This window comes from Candidatus Hydrogenedens sp. (genome assembly GCA_035378955.1).
Lineage (GTDB): Bacteria > Hydrogenedentota > Hydrogenedentia > Hydrogenedentales > Hydrogenedentaceae > Hydrogenedens.
The window spans coordinates 1-18943 of sequence record DAOSUS010000056.1; the positions used below are offsets into that span (position 1 = coordinate 1).

At 32.7% G+C, this 18943-nt stretch carries 14 protein-coding genes; 4 read left to right on the plus strand and 10 right to left on the minus strand.

The window, feature by feature from the left end; translation table 11 throughout:
- From PLA12_10680 to PLA12_10690, 3 genes are all read left to right on the plus strand, one after another.
- Nucleotides 1-215, plus strand: a 215-nt coding sequence (locus PLA12_10680; protein HOQ32962.1) for a hypothetical protein, incomplete at its 5' end; no start/stop codon positions are given.
- 21 nt (nucleotides 216-236) lie between these two features.
- Entirely contained in the window at nucleotides 237-3137 is a 2901-nt protein-coding gene (locus tag PLA12_10685; protein ID HOQ32963.1) for an O-antigen ligase family protein, read from the plus strand.
- Nucleotides 3138-3153: 16 nt separating this feature from the next.
- A complete protein-coding gene (locus PLA12_10690) occupies nucleotides 3154-4245 on the plus strand; it encodes an aminopeptidase P family protein (protein HOQ32964.1) in 1092 nt (363 codons plus the stop codon).
- Between the two features lie 5 nt (nucleotides 4246-4250).
- Here PLA12_10690 and PLA12_10695 read toward each other — a convergent pair whose 3' ends face one another.
- The 8 genes from PLA12_10695 to PLA12_10730 form a co-directional block, all read right to left on the minus strand.
- Nucleotides 4251-6014 carry a hypothetical protein gene (locus PLA12_10695; protein ID HOQ32965.1) on the minus strand — a complete coding sequence of 588 codons (1764 nt, stop codon included), beginning with the start codon at nucleotides 6012-6014 and terminating at the stop codon, nucleotides 4251-4253.
- 13 nt (nucleotides 6015-6027) lie between these two features.
- Nucleotides 6028-9102: an efflux RND transporter permease subunit gene (locus PLA12_10700; protein HOQ32966.1), complete on the minus strand. Its 3075-nt coding sequence runs from the start codon at nucleotides 9100-9102 to the stop codon at nucleotides 6028-6030.
- Nucleotides 9103-9104: 2 nt separating this feature from the next.
- Entirely contained in the window at nucleotides 9105-10292 is a 1188-nt protein-coding gene (locus PLA12_10705) for an efflux RND transporter periplasmic adaptor subunit (protein ID HOQ32967.1), read from the minus strand.
- Nucleotides 10279-11721: a TolC family protein gene (locus PLA12_10710; GenBank protein HOQ32968.1), complete on the minus strand. Its 1443-nt coding sequence runs from the start codon at nucleotides 11719-11721 to the stop codon at nucleotides 10279-10281. The genes PLA12_10705 and PLA12_10710 overlap by 14 nt, the downstream gene beginning before the upstream one ends.
- Nucleotides 11722-11730: 9 nt before the next feature.
- Nucleotides 11731-12384, minus strand: coding sequence for a CerR family C-terminal domain-containing protein (locus tag PLA12_10715; protein HOQ32969.1), 654 nt, complete (start codon nucleotides 12382-12384; stop codon nucleotides 11731-11733).
- A 115-nt stretch (nucleotides 12385-12499) separates the two neighbouring features.
- The gene (locus PLA12_10720; protein ID HOQ32970.1) at nucleotides 12500-13717 is read right to left on the minus strand and encodes a hypothetical protein; all 1218 of its coding nucleotides are present in this window, start codon (nucleotides 13715-13717) and stop codon (nucleotides 12500-12502) included.
- Between the two features lie 307 nt (nucleotides 13718-14024).
- Complete coding sequence (locus PLA12_10725; protein ID HOQ32971.1) at nucleotides 14025-14903, minus strand: hypothetical protein; 879 nt, start codon at nucleotides 14901-14903, stop codon at nucleotides 14025-14027.
- 13 nt (nucleotides 14904-14916) lie between these two features.
- Nucleotides 14917-15999 carry a type IV pilus twitching motility protein PilT gene (locus PLA12_10730; GenBank protein ID HOQ32972.1) on the minus strand — a complete coding sequence of 361 codons (1083 nt, stop codon included), beginning with the start codon at nucleotides 15997-15999 and terminating at the stop codon, nucleotides 14917-14919.
- A gap of 93 nt (nucleotides 16000-16092) precedes the next feature.
- Between PLA12_10730 and PLA12_10735 the strand changes: the two genes are divergently transcribed.
- A complete protein-coding gene (locus PLA12_10735) occupies nucleotides 16093-16827 on the plus strand; it encodes a lipoate--protein ligase family protein (GenBank protein HOQ32973.1) in 735 nt (244 codons plus the stop codon).
- On the opposite strand, the gene tsaD is transcribed toward PLA12_10735, so the two are convergent.
- The gene (gene tsaD, locus PLA12_10740) at nucleotides 16817-17827 is read right to left on the minus strand and encodes a tRNA (adenosine(37)-N6)-threonylcarbamoyltransferase complex transferase subunit TsaD (GenBank protein HOQ32974.1); all 1011 of its coding nucleotides are present in this window, start codon (nucleotides 17825-17827) and stop codon (nucleotides 16817-16819) included. The two genes, PLA12_10735 and tsaD, sit on opposite strands and share 11 nt — an antisense overlap.
- A partial coding sequence (locus tag PLA12_10745; GenBank protein HOQ32975.1) for a divergent polysaccharide deacetylase family protein occupies nucleotides 17824-18943 on the minus strand: 1120 nt, incomplete at its 5' end. The genes tsaD and PLA12_10745, both read right to left, overlap by 4 nt.

The following is an 18943-nucleotide window of genomic DNA, read 5'->3' on the forward strand; positions in this document are numbered from 1 at the left end:
AAAGGCATTTTTCACATCGCCTTGTAGAATTAGGAATGACTTCTCGTCAGGCGGTAGAATTTATCTGGTTGGTAGGGGTTATCTCCGGTATTAGTGCTCTTTTTCTTCCCATGTTAAGTTTTAATTTTAGTGTCCTGATTATACTTCAGGTATTAGGTATATATATTCTAATCGTATTGTTAATGAATGCCCCTAAAAGTACAAATGGTAAATAATCTCCAGAAATCAGGTTTGATATGAAAAAGACAAAAAAATTTACTAAAAAAATTATTCAAGAAGACACCTCAAATAAATTTCATTTTTTTCAAAATGGTCTGGAACTTAATGAAAAAATTCTTGATATACCTCTAATATACTTTTTTACCACCCTTATTATTACTTTTCTGTTATCCGCTGTTATTTTATTGCTAACTTATTTCAATATATTAGATGCATTCAAGCCCTGGTTTTTGTCTCATTTTGATGTGTTAAACTTTACAAGATATCCCAAAGGTAGTATAGATATTGGTATCGTATTCGCATCTCTTGTGTCTGTCGCTGGGCTTGCTATCATTCATCCAATTTTTGGGATATGTGGTATTTCATTAATCCGTTGTTGGCTTGATGGGTATACCTATCCAACAGATAATACCTATTTTGTCTGGGCGATTATTTTAGTTTCATTATCCTACATTATCAGGACCTTCTTACTAAGAGAAAAAATCAGATTAGACATTCACACGATTACTCTTCTTTCATTTATTTTTATTCTTATTCTATTACTACCTGTTTCATGGCAAATTGGAAAAACTTATCGCCATCTTATTTTATGGGCATCTTATGCTTTACTGTTTTTATCAGCATACGGAAGTATTAAGACAACTTCACAAAAGAATATCCTTACATGGGTAATTTTGTTAACCCTTGGTTTGCAAACATGGTATGCCTTTTACCATTTCCAATATGTCTTACCTTTTTTGAGAAAAAGTCTTTTAATGGACCCGTCTTTACGTATCAAGTTTTTTGGAACAGCAGAACTTTCTAAAGAACTAATTTATCGTTTTAATATCAATCGTGCCTTTGGAACAATGCTTTTTCCGAATGCGTTGGGTGGTTTTATCATCCTGCTTTTGCCTATTGTTATTTACTGGTCTTTTTATTATATTTATATGCTTTACAATGAATGGCAAATTTCTAATAAAGAACCTATTAAGAAGAAAGAGGAACGCAGTGTTTTAATACAAACGGCTATTATCTGGTTTCTTTCGACCATAATTATTTATGCTACAGAACTTTTTCCATTAACGTATACTTTTGAAGAGAATTCAAATATTGATGTCTATTTAACTGCGGGTTTCGCATCACTGATGAGTTTAATTCCGTCAGGGTTATTTGCGTGGATATGCCTTAAAAAAGGACACCCGGCGGGGAAATATTTTATTTTTTCTATTATTTTTTCACTTTGTTCTTTCTTTTCTTTATTATCTTTATGGCTAACTTATTCAAGAGGTTCTTGGGTAAGCCTTTTCCTTTCAATATTTTTGTTGTTTATGCTATTTATTTACTTCCGATATTTTGATACACAAAGGAAACGAATTTTTCAATCTATAATTTTCCTATTTATAGCTGGTTTTTGCCTTTTATCTGTCTCCCTATTAGCAAGTATGGCATTTGCAGAAAACACACAACAGGACACAACAAATAAAGAAACTTTTTCTAATGAGAAAAATACTTACAACAATTTAGGAAATGAGAATAAAGCGGCAGAGGAAATAATGGAAAGTGGAGTGGGTGTTTCATGGGAGCATTTAAGTGACCCATCTTCTTTTCGATTGCGTTGGAGTTATTGGAAAGTAGGATTAAATATGTGGTTCCATAATTTCTTTACAGGTGTTGGATTGGGAAACTTTGCGCTTGCATATCCCCACTATCAATATATAGGTGCAGGAGATGTTAAAGAGTGTCATAATGGATACCTTCAAATATTATGTGAAACAGGTATTTTAGGTGGATTTTTCTTTTTATTTTTTATTTTAACTATTTTTTATAAAATAGCACGATGTGTAAAAGAAAATAGAAATTATTATGCTATTGTGTGGAGTATTGGGATTTTAGCCTTTCTTATCCATGCTGGTCTGGATATACATTTTTCACATCCATCCCTTGTTACTTATTTCATTATAGGATTGGCGGTATTTTTAAATGAAACACAAACTGAAAAAATGAATGTTGATAGTCCTCTTCCTCAAAAAATCAATTCGCTTCCTGTAACAATTATTACCTCTCTGGCATGCTCTATTCTTCTTATCGCTTCTACCTTTCCCTATGCTCGGGATTTAGTTCGTAGTCGAATGTCTTTCCTTAATGTAGGTAAAGATACCGAAATTCCGCTTGTTTTAAAGTCTATAAATTATGTATTTACCGATGTGTTAAACTTTGCTCTCAATAAAACAGATAAACAACCAAAAATGTCCGCTACCATTCTTAAATACTTTTTTGTTGATTTGAACAAACTTAGAATGTTCGGTAATTTATATGTTCCGGAGGGACCAGGTAGTAATAAGGCAAAACTTTTACCCGAAGGAAACCCCGTTCCCGATAACGCTGTTTTACTTGTCAAAGAACCCTGGCTACTTATAAATAGAATTCGTAATTCAAGTGTTCATTATGCAGATTATCTAAAACAGGTAGATAATATCTTCCCCTATCAAGAGGATATTCCTAATTATCTTAGTGAAATAAACAAGTTGTTATTTCTGTATTCATCCCCTGAGACTGACCTTGAAATTGTCAACAATTCGCGTAAAGAAATGCTCTATTGGGCTAATGAAGCAATAAGAAGAAGTCCACATAATGGGGACCTATATTATAACTACGGGAAAGCACTTTGGTTTGCAGGAGCAAAAGATTGTAATAACCCGGACGAACAAAATTCTTACATAAAACTTGCTATTGATAATTTTGAGAAAAGTGCATCAATATGGAAAAATGTACCGTTTTATTGGGATGAATACATTGCCCATATGAAAGATGCTATTGGTTTTTTTGAAAAAAATAACTCTCCTGATGAAATAGAAATAATTCGCAAAAAAATAGATGAAGCAAGTCAATATGTAAGTGAATTAAAAGAAAAACGAGCCCAATTAAATATCTGGTAAGAACGGGAAAGTTAGAATGAGTATTGTTCATTTTTTACAAAAAAGAGTTGATAAAATTAGGAATATCCTAAAACAATACAACTGTGATGCTTTTATAAGTCTTTGCCCCATTTATAATCGTTATTTTTCAGGCTTTACAGGTTCCACATCCGCCTTGTTAGTTACACTTGAAAAAAGCTATTTCCTTACGGATTTTCGTTATGAGGAACAAGTTGGAAAAGAAGTCTTTAACTTTACAGTTATTATTGTCTCAGGAGAATTAGTAAATAATCTTTTCCAATTAATCAATTCCTTAAAAATACAAAAAATCGCTATTCATACAGAAAAAATAAGTTTACAATTAGCAGAAAAACTAAAAGAAAATTGTAAGGTGGAACTTGTTGGAATAAATGACGCTCTTTCTCAATTGCGAATGGTGAAGGAAGGTTTTGAAATAGAAACCATTCGAAATGCATGTAAAATAACAGAAACCAGTATATATAATTGTATGTCAGCACTTAAAGAAGGGGTTACAGAACGGGAAATAGCTTCTCGGATAGATTATGAATTTCGATTGCAGGGTGCTGATGGTTCTGCTTTTGACACAATTGTTTTATTTGGTAAAAATTCATCTCTGCCTCATGGCAAACCAGGTGATAAAAAACTCTCGATTGGTGATATTGTCTTAATTGATTGTGGTTGTATTTATAAAGGTTATTGTTCAGACTTAACGAGAACATTTGTATTGGGTGTCATACCCGGAACATGGTTTATAGATATGTATGAAACAGTATTATCGGCTCAACTTTCTGCTTTATCGGTTCTATGTCCGGGTAAATATTCAAATGAAATTGATAATATAGCCCGTAGTTATATATCTGGAAAAGGTTTTGGAAAATACTTTGGACATGGTTTAGGACATGGCGTTGGAATGGAAATTCATGAACCACCACGGTTAAACACTGATAGTTCCTCTATATTAAAAGAAGGTTTTATTATTACGATCGAGCCAGGTATTTATATACCTGATAAAGGCGGTGTTCGTATAGAAGATACTGTTTTAATAACAAATGACGGATACGAACGGCTAACCACTTCGAATAAAGATTTAATAGTTCTTCCTGTTTAATTTTTCTATTTAATATATCCAAAACTTCTGGCAGGTAAAAAGATTGTATTATCATCGGTATTTATTATTTTACAAAAAGCGACACACTTTTCTTGTTTGTTTTCATAAATATAAACATGTTTTTGTTTGTTTTTGTCTTTAAACTCTATTTTTTGTTGTTTATTAGATAGGTTTGCCCAAAATAGATTGTCCCCAATTTTTGTGATTTTAATGAAAACAGGATTTGTAGTAATAACCGGGTAAATTTTATCTCCTGGATGTGTATTGTTCGTAAAAATTTTCAAAGCATAATAAATAGGAAATAACTGCCAATTTTTATCCGCATAACCCCATAGGCCTATCCTCATAGGTTCTTTTAGCCCCGGATACCTTACTTCCTGTAAACACCATATACTAAAACCTGATACTCCTTGATTTAACCCATCTATCATTGCTGAATATGTATAAAGTGCGCCATCATATTCTTGCATAATAGGATTAATGGATGGAGGTTGAAATCTATGGTCTGTTATACCAAATTCAGTAACAACAAAAGGTTTTTTGCTATTAAGTTTGCTATTTTTTACTAATTCTAAACGGGTTTTAAATAATTCGTTTGTGAAATAAGAGCTGCTAAAATGACAATAAAAATGCGATGCCCATAAATTTACTATATGGCTATAATCCTTATTCTCCAGACAGGCCTCCAACCAATCGGTGCCCATAGCATCATCACTGCCGATTATTTTAAGTTTAATATTATTTTTTTTGAATTCCTCCTTCAACAACTTATGAATTTCAATAAATTTGTTCAGTCTATTGTCATATGTTTTGAAGAAATAATTCGGTTCATTTGTTAGAGTAAAATATTTTATATTGTCAAATTTTTTTATTTTAATAAGGTAATTCAGAAGTGCAATTATAGTATTCACTCTTTTTTCTATGTTCTCCCATGTATCTTTCATACCCCAATCAACACATGTTATATTAACCTTTGTATTCAAATCTTTATATTCTTGTAAAGTCCTGCATAAACTTTGCATTCCGTCGCTTTCAAATGTAAATGTTTTCCCATCATCTGAAGGATTCCAATCTTTGAACCAGGTAAATGTTCGAACCCAATGAGGTTTTAATTCACTAAGCCTATCTTTACGAATTTTTATGGCTTCTTCATTTACACCGTCCTGTGAATTATTCTTATCATAAAATCTTCCATCGTCCTCTGCACCAAATCCAATCAAAGGGAACTTTATCGGTTTTTTACTAATATTTAGATGGATTATATCCTCATTACAAACATTTGCAGCAGAAAGACAGGAAAAAATTGGTTCCGTACTTTCAATTTTTCCTTGATTATGTATATATATGGATACTCTTACTTTTTTTGTTTTGGGGGGCGTCTTTGCATATAACTTTATAGGGATATAATGTTGTGTAGGTTCGGTAAGTCTCTCTTCGACATATTCTATCCTTTTTCCTTCATTATCTATAAAACTTATACTAAGTCCTCCCCCTATAGAATTTTCATGCCAGAGTAAACGCATCCGAGCGTTAGCATGAACAAACTGTCCTTCCTCTACTGGGAAATCACAATAATAATGATGCCATTTATTATCTTTATCGCTTTCTACTACTTCTAATTCGTAAATCTTTTCTTTATCAGAAGTAGTAATTATTTTCTTTTTAATTGAAGAATCCGAAGTAAGCCATTGTAGTTCATTTGTTCCAATCTCGTTGGCATTACTGAAAATGAAATGAGCAATAAATACAAGTGAGAATATGTAGGGCATTTGATTATAAATTCTATTTGTTATTTTCTATTTTCCCACGAGTAAACAGGTCATATAGAACAGGTATAACAATTAAGGTTAGCACACCACTAAAAGCAATACCGCCGATACTTGCAATACCTAAATCTGTTCTTATTTCACTTCCCAAACCTTTCCCGGTTGCTATCGGAATCATACCAGCAACTGCGGCTAATGTAATCATAAGTATAGGTCTAAATTGTTCACCAGCAGATTGTATCATAGCCTTATGTCTTGAAACACCAGATGCTACAAGTTGATTAAGTCGGTCAATTATTAGAATGGCATTGTTTACTACAATACCGGATAGCATAACAAGACCAAGTAAGACAAACATAGAAATTGAATAACCTGTTAGGTATAAAGATAGAACAACACCTATTAATCCTAAAGGTAAGGTTACTAATATAAAAAATGGTTGTTTGAAAGATTCAAGAATGGCTGCCAATACAAGAATAATAAGGACGATAGCAATAATACCTGCTCTTGCAAATTCCTGTTGTGCTTCTACCATTACTTCATTTTCACCAAAGAAATAATAATCGTATCCCTGAGGTAAATTTCCATATTTCTTTATCACATCTGTCAATTCTGCAACGGCAGTTCCTAATGGTTTACGAGGTGCAAGTCCAGCAAATAACTTTTCTATTTTCCGTTTATCTTTTCTTAAAACATTTACAGGTGCTGTTTTTTCTTCTATTTTGGCAACAGTTGTTAAATTAATAGGTTTTCCGGGTGCACCAGGTAACAAGAAATTTTCTACCTGCTGTTTCCCTTCTATTTCGTCGAATTTAACAACGATATCATAATTCCTTCCTTGCTGTTTATAAACTCCTGCTGTTATACCTTCAAGATTTCCACGAAGAAGCATACCTAAAATTACAGGAGGGAAATTTATATCCGAAAGCAAAGGTTTGTCTGGATAAATCTTCAATTCGGGTCTTCCGCCACGAATACTTGTATCAATATCTTTTAATCCTTCTAAACTTTTTGCTTGCGTTTCTAATCTTTTAACAATTTTTTGTATTTCTTCTCTATCTTCCCCAAAAATTTCTAATTCAATAGGGATAGATTGTCCACCTATTGCAGTTGGACTTCCCACACTATATTTGCAATCGGGATAATTCTCTAACAATTTTCTTACTTTATCTTTTATTTTGTCAATAGGCATATCAGGTCGTTCTGGTTTCTCATTAAAGACAAGTAGTATTTGTGCGACATAAACACCTTCCGATGTTTGCCCCATTATCCCCTGTATTTTACCTACAGAAGAAAGCACATGTTTTAAATAAGGCAAGTCTTTTACTCTTTCCTCCACTTCTTTAACTCTCTTTATTGTATTTTTCAAACTATAATGCGTGGGATATTCTAATCTGATAAAAAGAGTTCCTCTGTCTGGTTCCTCAAAGAACCCGAATCCTATTTTTTGAATTAGATTAAAGGTAAGGATAAATATAACAACAATACCGAAAGTAAATAAAAGGGAAGTCAATCGTCTATGTTCAAAGAATTTCAAGACCCCTATATAACCATTTTTCATAAAATCTAAAAACATATTAAATATTTGTTCAAACTTATAAATAATACCTCTTTTTTTCGTAGATTTTAACAAAATAGAAGCGAGCAATGGTGTCATTGTAAATGATATGAACAGTGAAACGGCTGTAACTATAATCATTGTCCATGCAAAAGGTGCCAAGAACAGACCTACTTGGGAACCCATAGTAGCGATGGGAAATAACACTACAAGATTTGTTCCGGCACTTGCCAGTACGGCAATAAATACACGACTTGCACCTTTAATCGCTGATTCTTTGGGTTCCTGACTTTTTTGAAATTCTGTCATTATACTCTCTAATACTACAATTGAGTTTGTAACAAGTATCCCTACAGACAGCCCTAATGAAATAAGTGTGCTTATATTTAAACTGTAGCCTAAAAGACTAATAAAGAAAAGTCCTACGACTATTGTTAAAGGCATTGTAATACCAACAATAAAAGTAAGCCGAAAATTATACAAGAAGAAGAAAAGTATTAATGCTGTAAGAATAATCCCTTGAATAATATCACCTGTAGTACTATCCACAGTTGCTTTAATAAAACTTCCCTCATCATTTACCCATACCAATTCCATTCCTACGGGCAAAGAAGATTGTATATTTCCAATAGCGGAACGAACAGACTCAACAACTCTTACTGTATTCGCTTCTGCCCTTTTGACAATACGAATGTATATACATGATTTTCCATCAAGAAATGCAGATTGTCTTATTTCTTTAGAACTAAAAACTACCTTACCAATATCTTTAATATAACATCTTGAACCCTCTTTTGATATTATAGGCAAAGTTTCTAGCTGTTCTATCTGGTGGTATTCTGCATCATATTTTACAGAATATTCCGTCTCTCCCTCTCTTACCCTACCTGAAGGGATTAGTCGAACTCCTTTTTGAATTGCTTCTACAATATCTAAAGAAGTCAAACCTCTTGAAGCCAGTTTATCTCTATCTAATAGGACATGAACTTCTTTTTTTGCACCACCGACAAGTTCAACATTAGCAACTCCTTCAATTGTTGTTAACTTATCCTTCAATTGGTTATCAGCGTAATCATATAATTCGTCTATTGGAATATCTCCTGTGAGGGCTAAATCTATTATAGGGACCGCATTAATATCGAATTTTAATACTTTAGGCTTTTCTGTCCCTTCAGGGAAATCATTTTGTATCAGGTCTAATTTTTCTCGGACATCATACGCAGCGACATCCACATCCACATTAAGTTGAAATTCAAGGAAGGTTTGACACACATTTTCCATACAGTTTGATGTAACATGCTTTAACCCATCTATGGTAAAAACAGCATCTTCAATTCGCCGTGCTATATCGGTTTCAATTTCTTCAGGACTTGCTCCGGGATATACGGTTACAACGGTTACATAAGGAACATCTACTTTAGGGAAAAATTCAAGTCCCATTCTGTAATAGGCTTCTATTCCTAAAAAGGTAAGGCCAATAAATAAACATGTAACTGCAACAGGTCGTCGAACAGATAGTTCTATTAAATTCATATTTATCTCTCCTCTAACACCTGCACAGTCTGACTATCTTTAATAAACGATTGTCCCATGCTTACAACTTTATCTCCTTCGTTTATTTCACCTTCAATGATTTCTATCCAACCATCTGTCTCAAAACCTGTATTTACTATTACTTTTTGAGATTTGCTATCCACAATCTTATACAAATATCTTTCCTTACCTTGTGTAATCACACAGACTTTTGGAACGCCTAAGTTTTCTCTTTGTTCTAACAATACTTCTATTTTAGCCATAACTCCAGGTATAATCTTTTCATCTTTTTTATCCAAAATCGCTTTTATTTCAAATGTCCGCAAATTGGGTAATACTGTAGGACTTTTATAATTGACCGTAAGTGTATCAATTTTTTCTTCTTGCACATACAATTCTAATTGTGTCTCTTTTTCCTTTATATAAGGATAATATTCTGCAGGTAAAAATGCGGAGACCTCTAATACTTCTGGGTTATCTATCTTTACAACGGGTCTTCCTCCACCTATAAATTCATTTTTTTGTACGAATTTATAACTTATTTTCCCGGAAATAGGTGCATAGACTAATGAATCTGAAAGTGTCTTTTCCGCAATTTTAAGGGCATGTTCTGCTTTTTTTAATTGTTCGTTTACTAATTGACAAACTGCTTCTGCATGTTCTAATCCTGCTTTTGAAGCCTTATATCTTGTTTCCTGAAGTTCAAATGTATCTTTCGATACAGCCTTTTTCTCTAAAAGATGTTGAAATCTCTCGTAGTCTATTTGTGCTTTATCAAATTGTGCTTTCATATTGGCAAGATTGGCATCCGCTTCACGAATGGCGCATTTTGCAACATTCAAATCTTGTTTTGCAATTTCATACGCTTGTTCTACTTTTAATTTATCTACTTGAAACAAAGGTGTCTCGTTTGCTACAACGGTATCCCCTTCATCTACAAACAAGTCTGTAAGCACTCCATCAATTCGTGCTGATACAATAGCATGTTCTTTTGAATCAATAGTTCCCTGAACATCAATTGTTTTTTTAAACAATTTCTTTTGAACAGCTTCTACTTTTACAGGGAAAGCCTCTTCAGAATTAGACCCTTTTTCAGCTGAAACAATTTGTTTACCACAACTCATATTGAATAAAAAGAGTGGTATGATAACAAGTAATCTATAATGTATCTTCTTTTTATTTTTTACCATCTTTAGACTTCTCCTTTTCATTTTCGTTATAGATTAAACTTCCTGAATATGTTTTTCCGGTAGAATTCCATAACACAGCTATTGCTATCTGTTCTTGAATTCTGGCGTTAATAAGATTAATTTCCGCAATGCTTAATTCGTTCTGTACTGTTACAATATCTACTTCAGCAACCATACCTTCATTCCACTTTTCATTAGTTTCTCTATATTTCTCTTTATAATAAGTGTAGGCTTGCTCTGCTAATTTAAGGTCTTCTTTTGCCTTTTCCCAATTGGCTTTGGCTCTAATTACCCCAGCCATTAAAGATAAGGAAGTCTCTTCTCTTTCTAAAAATGCCTTTTCTCGTTTTTCCCTTGCTATCCGATACTGTTGTATATTTGCAAAGCCATTAAATAGTGTTAATATTCCATGTAATCCGGATAACACAGATTGAGAATATAAGGTATAAGAATTGGAGGTATATTGCCACTGGGTAAAGCCACCTATCAAAGGTAAAAAGTTAGTAATTGCAAGTTTTATTTCATCTTCACTAATTTCTACTTTACGGTCTTCTATCAAAATACGAGGGTGGTTTTTTAGTGCAATATAAATCATTTCTTCTGTATTGTTCGCAGGAATTGGAATGTCTACCTGCTTTGATAATTTGATTTTTTGAAGGGGTGAAATTCCCAATACGGTATTAAATTGGGCTTTTACTGTTTCTATCTCTTGTTGACATTGTTTCAAATCTCTTTCTCTTGACTGTTTTAACAAATAGACCTGCTCTTTTTGTGATTGAGTAAGCATTCCTTCTTCGTAAAAAGCGTTCACTTGTTCTGTTAGTTTATTGGCATTATCTAATTGCAGTTGTAAAGTTTTTTCTATGTTCTCCAATGCTAATATCTGGAAATATAAAGCGGTTGTTTGAAGGGCTATCATCTGACAGGTGTAATCTTTGACAAGATTAGTTATATTTACGCCTTTATTTCGCAGGTCATATAAAAACCATGTAGCAGGGGCAAAAATAGGTAGTTGTAATTGAATTGTATCCATTCGAATAGTTTGGTCCTGCATGGCTGTTGATAGTGGACCAAAATTAACCATAGGTTTGCGGTCGTAATTAACAATCTGAAATTCTGAGCTAATTTGTGGTAAAAAATTGGAAAAAGCGATATTTTTCTCCAATTTTGCTATTTTTTGTTCTATCTCTGATATTTTTACCTGTGCATTATTCTGCAATGCTATTTGAATACATTCATCTAAAGTCAATTCTTGTTCTGCTTTAACTTTTTCGGGAGTCTGCTCTTCTATTTTTTGTTTAAATTCGTTAAGGGATTCTTCTCGATATTTTTCAGGATTAACATGGGCACAAGAAGTTAAGATACCCATTGCTATAAATATAGTTGTTAATAAAAATTTGTGTATGTATATTTTTTCTTTAAAATTCATATATATTAGTTATTCCTCTTTTAAGTCTAAACCTTTCAATATCAGACTGGTAATATGTTCTTGTAGTTGCGACAAAAATTTTTGTGTATATTTTTCTGCTATATTTAATGCTAATTTAATACCGGGTTCGGCAAAAACATAGAAAGAAATTTCGCCCAGAATGGAAAAAGCCCAAAATCTACATTTCGCTAATGTATTTGCAGGGTTACATCTCATTAATACTTCAACTAAAGCATTTAACTCTGGAATAAATGTTTGGAATATAACATTCTCATATTTGGGAGGTGGTTCTACCAAACTTCTGAGGAGTAATCTCGAATACCATGCTGGATACTTATCAGACAAATAGTTCTGAGCTCTTTCCCCAATCAATTTTCTAATTATTTCTATACATTGTTCTTTTGAAGAATAATCCACGCTTTCATCTTGCAATATTTTTTGAGCAAGTGGACAGCGGACCTGCCACGCTACATATCGAAGAGATTCCATATATAAATTTTCTTTTGAACCGAAATAGTAATTAATAGAGGCAATATTTACATTTGATTTTTCTGCAATTTCACGAATAGAAACGCCATCAATACCAGAATTTGCAAATAGTTGACCGGCTGTTTCAATCAATTCAAGTCTTTTTCCTGTCCAATCGCGATTTATTTCTAACATATTTTAATAAAAATCCTATTTTAACAAATCTATTATAACACATACATTTGATTAAATCAAACGATTGTTTAACTATTTTTTATAGAAGTGAAATTTATAAATCTTTTGTATCTTTTTAGAAATGATGGGTATAACCTAATACGAGAGAAAATCCACCTGTGCTAAGTTCAGTACCTTTACCTAAATGAGAAAGCAAATCTCCCCTGCCAGTATCTTTCATCGTATTTTTTAAACCAAGAACACCTGAAATACTTACTTCATCATTATCGGTTATTTTTCTTGCTATTCCTAATGTAATATGGTCTTCACATAACACAGGAACTAATCCTGCTAAAAATACATGGTCTTCTGTAATTGGAGAGTTTCCATGACTGTAACCACTCATAATTCTCGTCTTTTCATTTAATCGATATTCCAATCCTATTTTTGTGCAAAATTGATTTACCCAATTAAAACCACCGTCTAATAGGTTTCTGCCGTAGGCTGGAATTCCTTCCCAATTCAACCATTTAAAATCCAGACTCAGGGTTAATTTATCCGTAAAATCATAGGCAACACCTGCATTTAATATCTGAGGCTGGTCTAATGGGTATTTTAATAAGTCTCTGTATTTATTAAATTTTTCGGTCCAATGGCGGGATGTATATGTTGCTCCTATTGAAAATTTATCCCATTTTTTATAAACACTTATATTAAATCCCGCACCTAATGAATCATCCCATTCAAAATCACCTCGAGTAGGTAATAAACTCAATGTGATATGGTCTGATTTAAATCGTGATATGGAGCCATGAAGTCCAAAACCTATAGACCAATCGTTATCAAATTTATATGCATAAGCAACTACAAGACGAGCGTGTTGATAAAACAATCTACGGTCTGCATTAAAAGGTCTCAATAACAAATTTCTTGAACTCTGGTAATCTACACCTGTTCCGCTCGGGACATATAAACCAAACCCCAATGTCCCTGTTTCTAAAGGTATAATCATTCCACCGGAAGCAATATTAAATAACCCATCTCCATCCAAATCCTCAAAACGATTTCCTAAAATACCCCTTGGTTGCATTTCCATATCGGTTTTTACTACATACCAGTTAACATCTAATCTTTTATCTAATTCCACCATACTTGCAGGGTTCATATAGCACCAATAGGCACTTCTTGGACTGGCTATTCCACTGGAAGCTCTCCCCAATTGAAAGGCATCGTTTCCTAATACAAATACCCCTTCATTGGCTGATAAATCATTCATAATAATGAATAATGAAGCGGTAATTATTGAAATGATAATCAATGAACACTGAAAGCATTTTTTTGATAACTTTATCATAGCGTACTACCTTTTATTGAAAGTATTGTATTTATTGTATTATTTTTATTAATATATTTATTTTATTCTATGTTATATATAGTTATTATTTTTTAAGAATAAGATTATACGATTATACAAATCTATAATATCAATAATCAAAATAAATAATGAGAGATTATTAATTAAAAAATTGTGGGATTTAATTACTACTTTTTCTTCTTAATTTCTTTAATTAAGATACTTAATAGGAACCACAGAATTAAGAACCATCCTGCTACAGAAGAGCCAATTAATACAGATATTAAAAGTATTCTTAACTCTTGCGTCATTCTTGTTCTTTCTTAATAATATGCCAATTTTTTTTATGTGGGACTAAAATGGGAACCTTTTCTTCAACCTCAGGGGGTTTTCCACTTTCTTTTTGTTCGCTGGATATATCTTTTGTATCTATTGGATTATTATTTATCTTTTCTAAATTTTCCCTAATCTTTTTATTCTCTTCTTCTAACATGTTAATTTTATTTTTTAATTGTGTATTCTCTTTTATTAATTCCTCTAATCGTTGTTCTATTTTTTTTATACCCAAATCCTTATTTTCATTTTCTTCTTTAGGGGTTATTGAATCTTCTTTGATTTCTTCTTCATTTTTTTCTACATAAGTTAATAATAAATCATCAAACCATGCACAGCCTGTTCCTTCTATGGCACACCTAATTACACAAAAATCTGTTCCTTTCGGTATTTTTGTTTTTATATTTAATTTCTTCCACTCATTAGTTCCTGAAAGAATTTCTGATTTTTTACTTTCAATAATTCGAGCGGGATTTTGTGTCCAGAATTGCAAAAGGAAATAGGCTTTATAAATATTGTCTGTCTTAATCCAACCTTCTAAATACATATCTTTATTTTCAGAAGCATTAACGGGTATTCTCTGGCTCCAATTATTTACTGGCTCTTTCTGATAGTTATTGGTATTAGTCAAAAAAATTGAATTTTCATCTGTATGATATATTTTCTTATCTATTTTTCCAAAAGAGCCATCCTGGGGCTGGATAAATAATGCCCAGTATGAAACAGATGATTTAATTTCTTCTTCAAAACCTGGGTTTTTAATTAAATTTTCTGCATAGACAATAATATTCAAAAGAAGAAAATAAAATGAAAATAAAATTATTTTTTTGCTTTTATTATTTTTTTGGTTCATTATTCATTTTCTGTTAATGACCACTTAAACCTTGCATTCTAAGTTTGAGGTCTTTGGGGGAAGTAGCGTAAGTTAAAGCTGTTTCTGTAGAGATTCTCTTCTGAGACCATAGGTCAAACAAAGCCTGGTCGAATGTTTGCATACCATATTGGTCTTTTCCTTCCTGAATGAGAGACACGATGTCACGGAAAGGTTTGCCCTGTTCGATAAAGTCCCGAACGGCTCTTGTGCCTATCAATATTTCTGCAGCAACACATCTTCCCGTCCCGCTTGCCATTGGCACTATTCTTTGAGAAATAACACCCCGTAGAACACTCGCTAACTGTTTTCGGACAAATAAATGTTGATGGGGTTCAAAAAATTCTATGATACGGTTTAGCGTTTCGACAGCATCAACGGTATGCAATGTAGATAAAACGAGATGTCCTGTTTCTGCGGAAGATAACGCTGTTCTTACTGTTTCTGTATCACGCATTTCTCCTATCAATATTACATCGGGGTCCTGGCGAAGTGCGGCTCTTAAAGCATTTGCAAAGGAAAGTGTATCATGCCCTATCTCTCTTTGCGTTATGATACTCTGTTTATCTCTATGAACAAATTCCAAGGGGTCTTCAATAGTAACAACATGGTCAGAACGCGTGTTGTTTATCTCATCTATCATTGCTGCAAGCGTAGTTGATTTGCCACTTCCTGTAGGTCCTGTAATAAGAATTAAACCATTTTTTAGTTTACATAATTTTTTTAATATAGGCGGTAAATTTAATTCATCTATCGTTAATACTTTCAAGGGAATTAGTCGCATAACAATACGGATATGTCCATCATCACGACAAATATTTACACGGAACCGTGCTTTATTTTCAAAATAAAATGAAATATCAAGTTCAAAAACTTTTTCATATTTACTAACATCTGGAGGAGATGCTATTTCATGAAGATATACTTTTAAATCTTCATCAGAAAGAATATTTTCCTCGTCTATTCTCTTTAATACTCCATCAATTCTTAATATAGGTGGGTTATTGTATTTCAAGTGAATATCTGAAGCATTCATTTGTATTGCCATTTCCATGAGTTCTTTTAATGGAATTGTCATCATTCCCTCCTTGTGTTTATAAAGTTCTATTTTTTTATTATAGAATATCTTACTACAAAATATATATTAAACTTATTATTTTAGGAAAGTTTCATGTCCATCCGTATAATCATACATACATTTCCTTCACCGGAAGAAAATTTGTCTGCAGAGGAATTTCTTTTTTATCAGAAAAATCAAGGTGATGGAGAAGATATTCTTCGTATCTGGGAAAGTGAGGTTTATTTTGTCGTTTTAGGTAGTTCTCAATATGTAAATGAAGAAATTTTTTTGGATAGATGTAAGTTTTATGGTATAAAAATTCTGCGTAGATGTAGTGCAGGTGGTGCTGTTTTGCAAGGTCCTGGTTGCCTTAATTTTTCTCTTTTCTTAAACCTTGACAGATACCCTCAATTACGAAATATTCGTGATTCGTATCATTTTTTATTATCTAAATTAATTGCCACTTTATATCAAGAATGGGGATTAGAAACGGCTATTGAAGGGATTAGTGATTTGTGTTATATGGGAAAGAAAATTTCGGGTAATGCTCAAAGAAGGAATAGTAAAGTCCTATTGCATCATGGAACATTACTTTATCGTTTGGATTATGAGTTATTGGAAGATGTTTTAAAGATACCCAAGATACAACCCGAATATAGAGCAGGAAGAACACACAAAGATTTTGTTGGAACTTTACCTCTTTCCAAAGAAGAAATTACCGACTGCGTATTGAAAACATTTGCTTTAGATGGTTTTTATTCTACTTTTACAAATACAGAAATAAAGGGAATACAACAACTTGTAGATAGCAAATACAGTAAAGAAGATTGGAACTTTAAGAGGTAGAAATATATCCGTTTAATGGAAGTGAGGGATTGGCTGTAAAAGAGAAATCGGCTGAATATCCCTTTTTAAGTCGAAAATATCCTGCGGATGCAATCATGGCTCCATTGTCTAAACAATATTTAAATTCGGGTAAAAACACATCAATATCTAATTCTTCTTTCAATCTTTTTCTTAGAAGAGCATTGGCTGATACTCCTCCTGCAACTACCAATTTTTTTAATCCTGTTTTTTTTAGTGCATTCTTTGTTTTGGCTACCAAGACATCAATAGCACTCCATTGGAAACTTGCTGCAATATCAGAAATCCACTGCGTCGTTCTATCTTTTTCTGGGACTTCTCTCACTTTATATAAAACGGCGGTTTTTAATCCACTATAACTAAATTCTAATGATTCACTATTGGCAAGTCCCTGAGGAAAGGAACAATATTTGGGATTACCGTTTTCTGCACTTTTTTGTATTGAAGGTCCTCCCGGATATAGGAGACCTAATATGCGAGCAACTTTATCAAAACATTCCCCTACTGCATCATCTCTGGTATTTCCTATAATTTCATACTGATGAGGTAATTTACATTCAATTAATAATGTATGACCACCGCTTACAACAAGAGACAAAAAAGGATATTCGGGTTTGTGTTCAAGTAACATAGATGCGAAAATATGACCCTCAATATGATGGATAGGTATAATAGGTATTTTCCTGCTCCATGCAAATGACTTTGCAAAATTTACCCCTACCAACAAAGAACCCATAAGACCGGGACCTTGAGTAACTGCGACGGCATCCGGTTCATAATTAGTTTCCTCTAATACTTTCCTGATTAATCTGGAAATATGTATTAAGTGTTGGCGAGATGCGATTTCGGGAACAACTCCACCAAAGTCAGCATGAATAGGAACCTGACTTGCCAGATAATTTACAATAACTTCCTGACCTTCTTTAACAATAGCAACCCCTGTTTCATCACACGATGTTTCTATCCCCAGAACATATTTCATTCAAACATCTCCGAAACATGAACTAATTCAAATCCTTGTTCTTCAAATTTAGGAAGTTCTTCTTTCAGCACTTTTATAGTTAAATCTCTGAAATGACCTATCCCTATAGCTTTCCCTTTTTTCTTCGCTATCTTTTTTAGTATTTCGAGACTTTCTTTTATTTTAGATGTAGTATATTCATGGTCTAAAAATATATCTCTTTGTAAAGCCGGAACTCCTTCATCTTTCGCCACTTGATATGCTTTACTTCCTCCAACAACGACACTATCAACAAAAAACATTTTTTTTTCTTTGAGAACCTTCATAAAGGATTTTAATGGAACTTCTTTTAATGTAAACACACCTCCTGTATGATTATTTACACCTTTTGCATCTGGGATTTGTTCCAATGCGTTTTCTGTTTTTTCCTCAATTTCTTTTTCTGACATATTTACAAGTAATTCGCAAGGGAAAGACCCCTTTTTTACTCCTTGTTTTGTTTGCATGGGCATATGGAGCATTATTTCAAAGCCTTTCTCCTGGGCTTTTTTTGCTAATTCTTTATTATATCTTGTATCAGGAAGAATAGAAATATTTAATTTATTTAATAATTCTAATGCAGGGTCTTCTTCCGGATTACGATAGCCACCATCATCTAATATAATAGCGACTTTGGGTTTTTGTGTTTCTTTATCACCTACACTATTGTTTTCTTCATTACTTAAACTTTTCTCCTCTTGTATATTTTGATTGGGAAAGATTACAGGTTCAAAATATTCTTTAATAAATTTATTTACAGGATAATTAGTTGATAATGAAGTTTTTATTTCGGAGGTTGTTTCATGACTAAAATTTTCTGAAAACTTTTGAATACTTATAGTCAGTATATTTTTGCTATCAATATAAATACTATGTTCTAAAACATTTTTTTCTTTATCTACATTCGTTTTTATTTCTGAAGAAGGAAATTTTTTTGAAACAATTCCTTTTATATCTGCTAAAAGCATATTATCATCAATATCCGAGGGTAGGAATAATAAATACTTCTTATGAAACCACATATTACTACCATCTGAAATAGGTTCAGGAAGGCTTTCTACAAATTCTGTGCTGGATACATAGCGAGTTAATAATAAA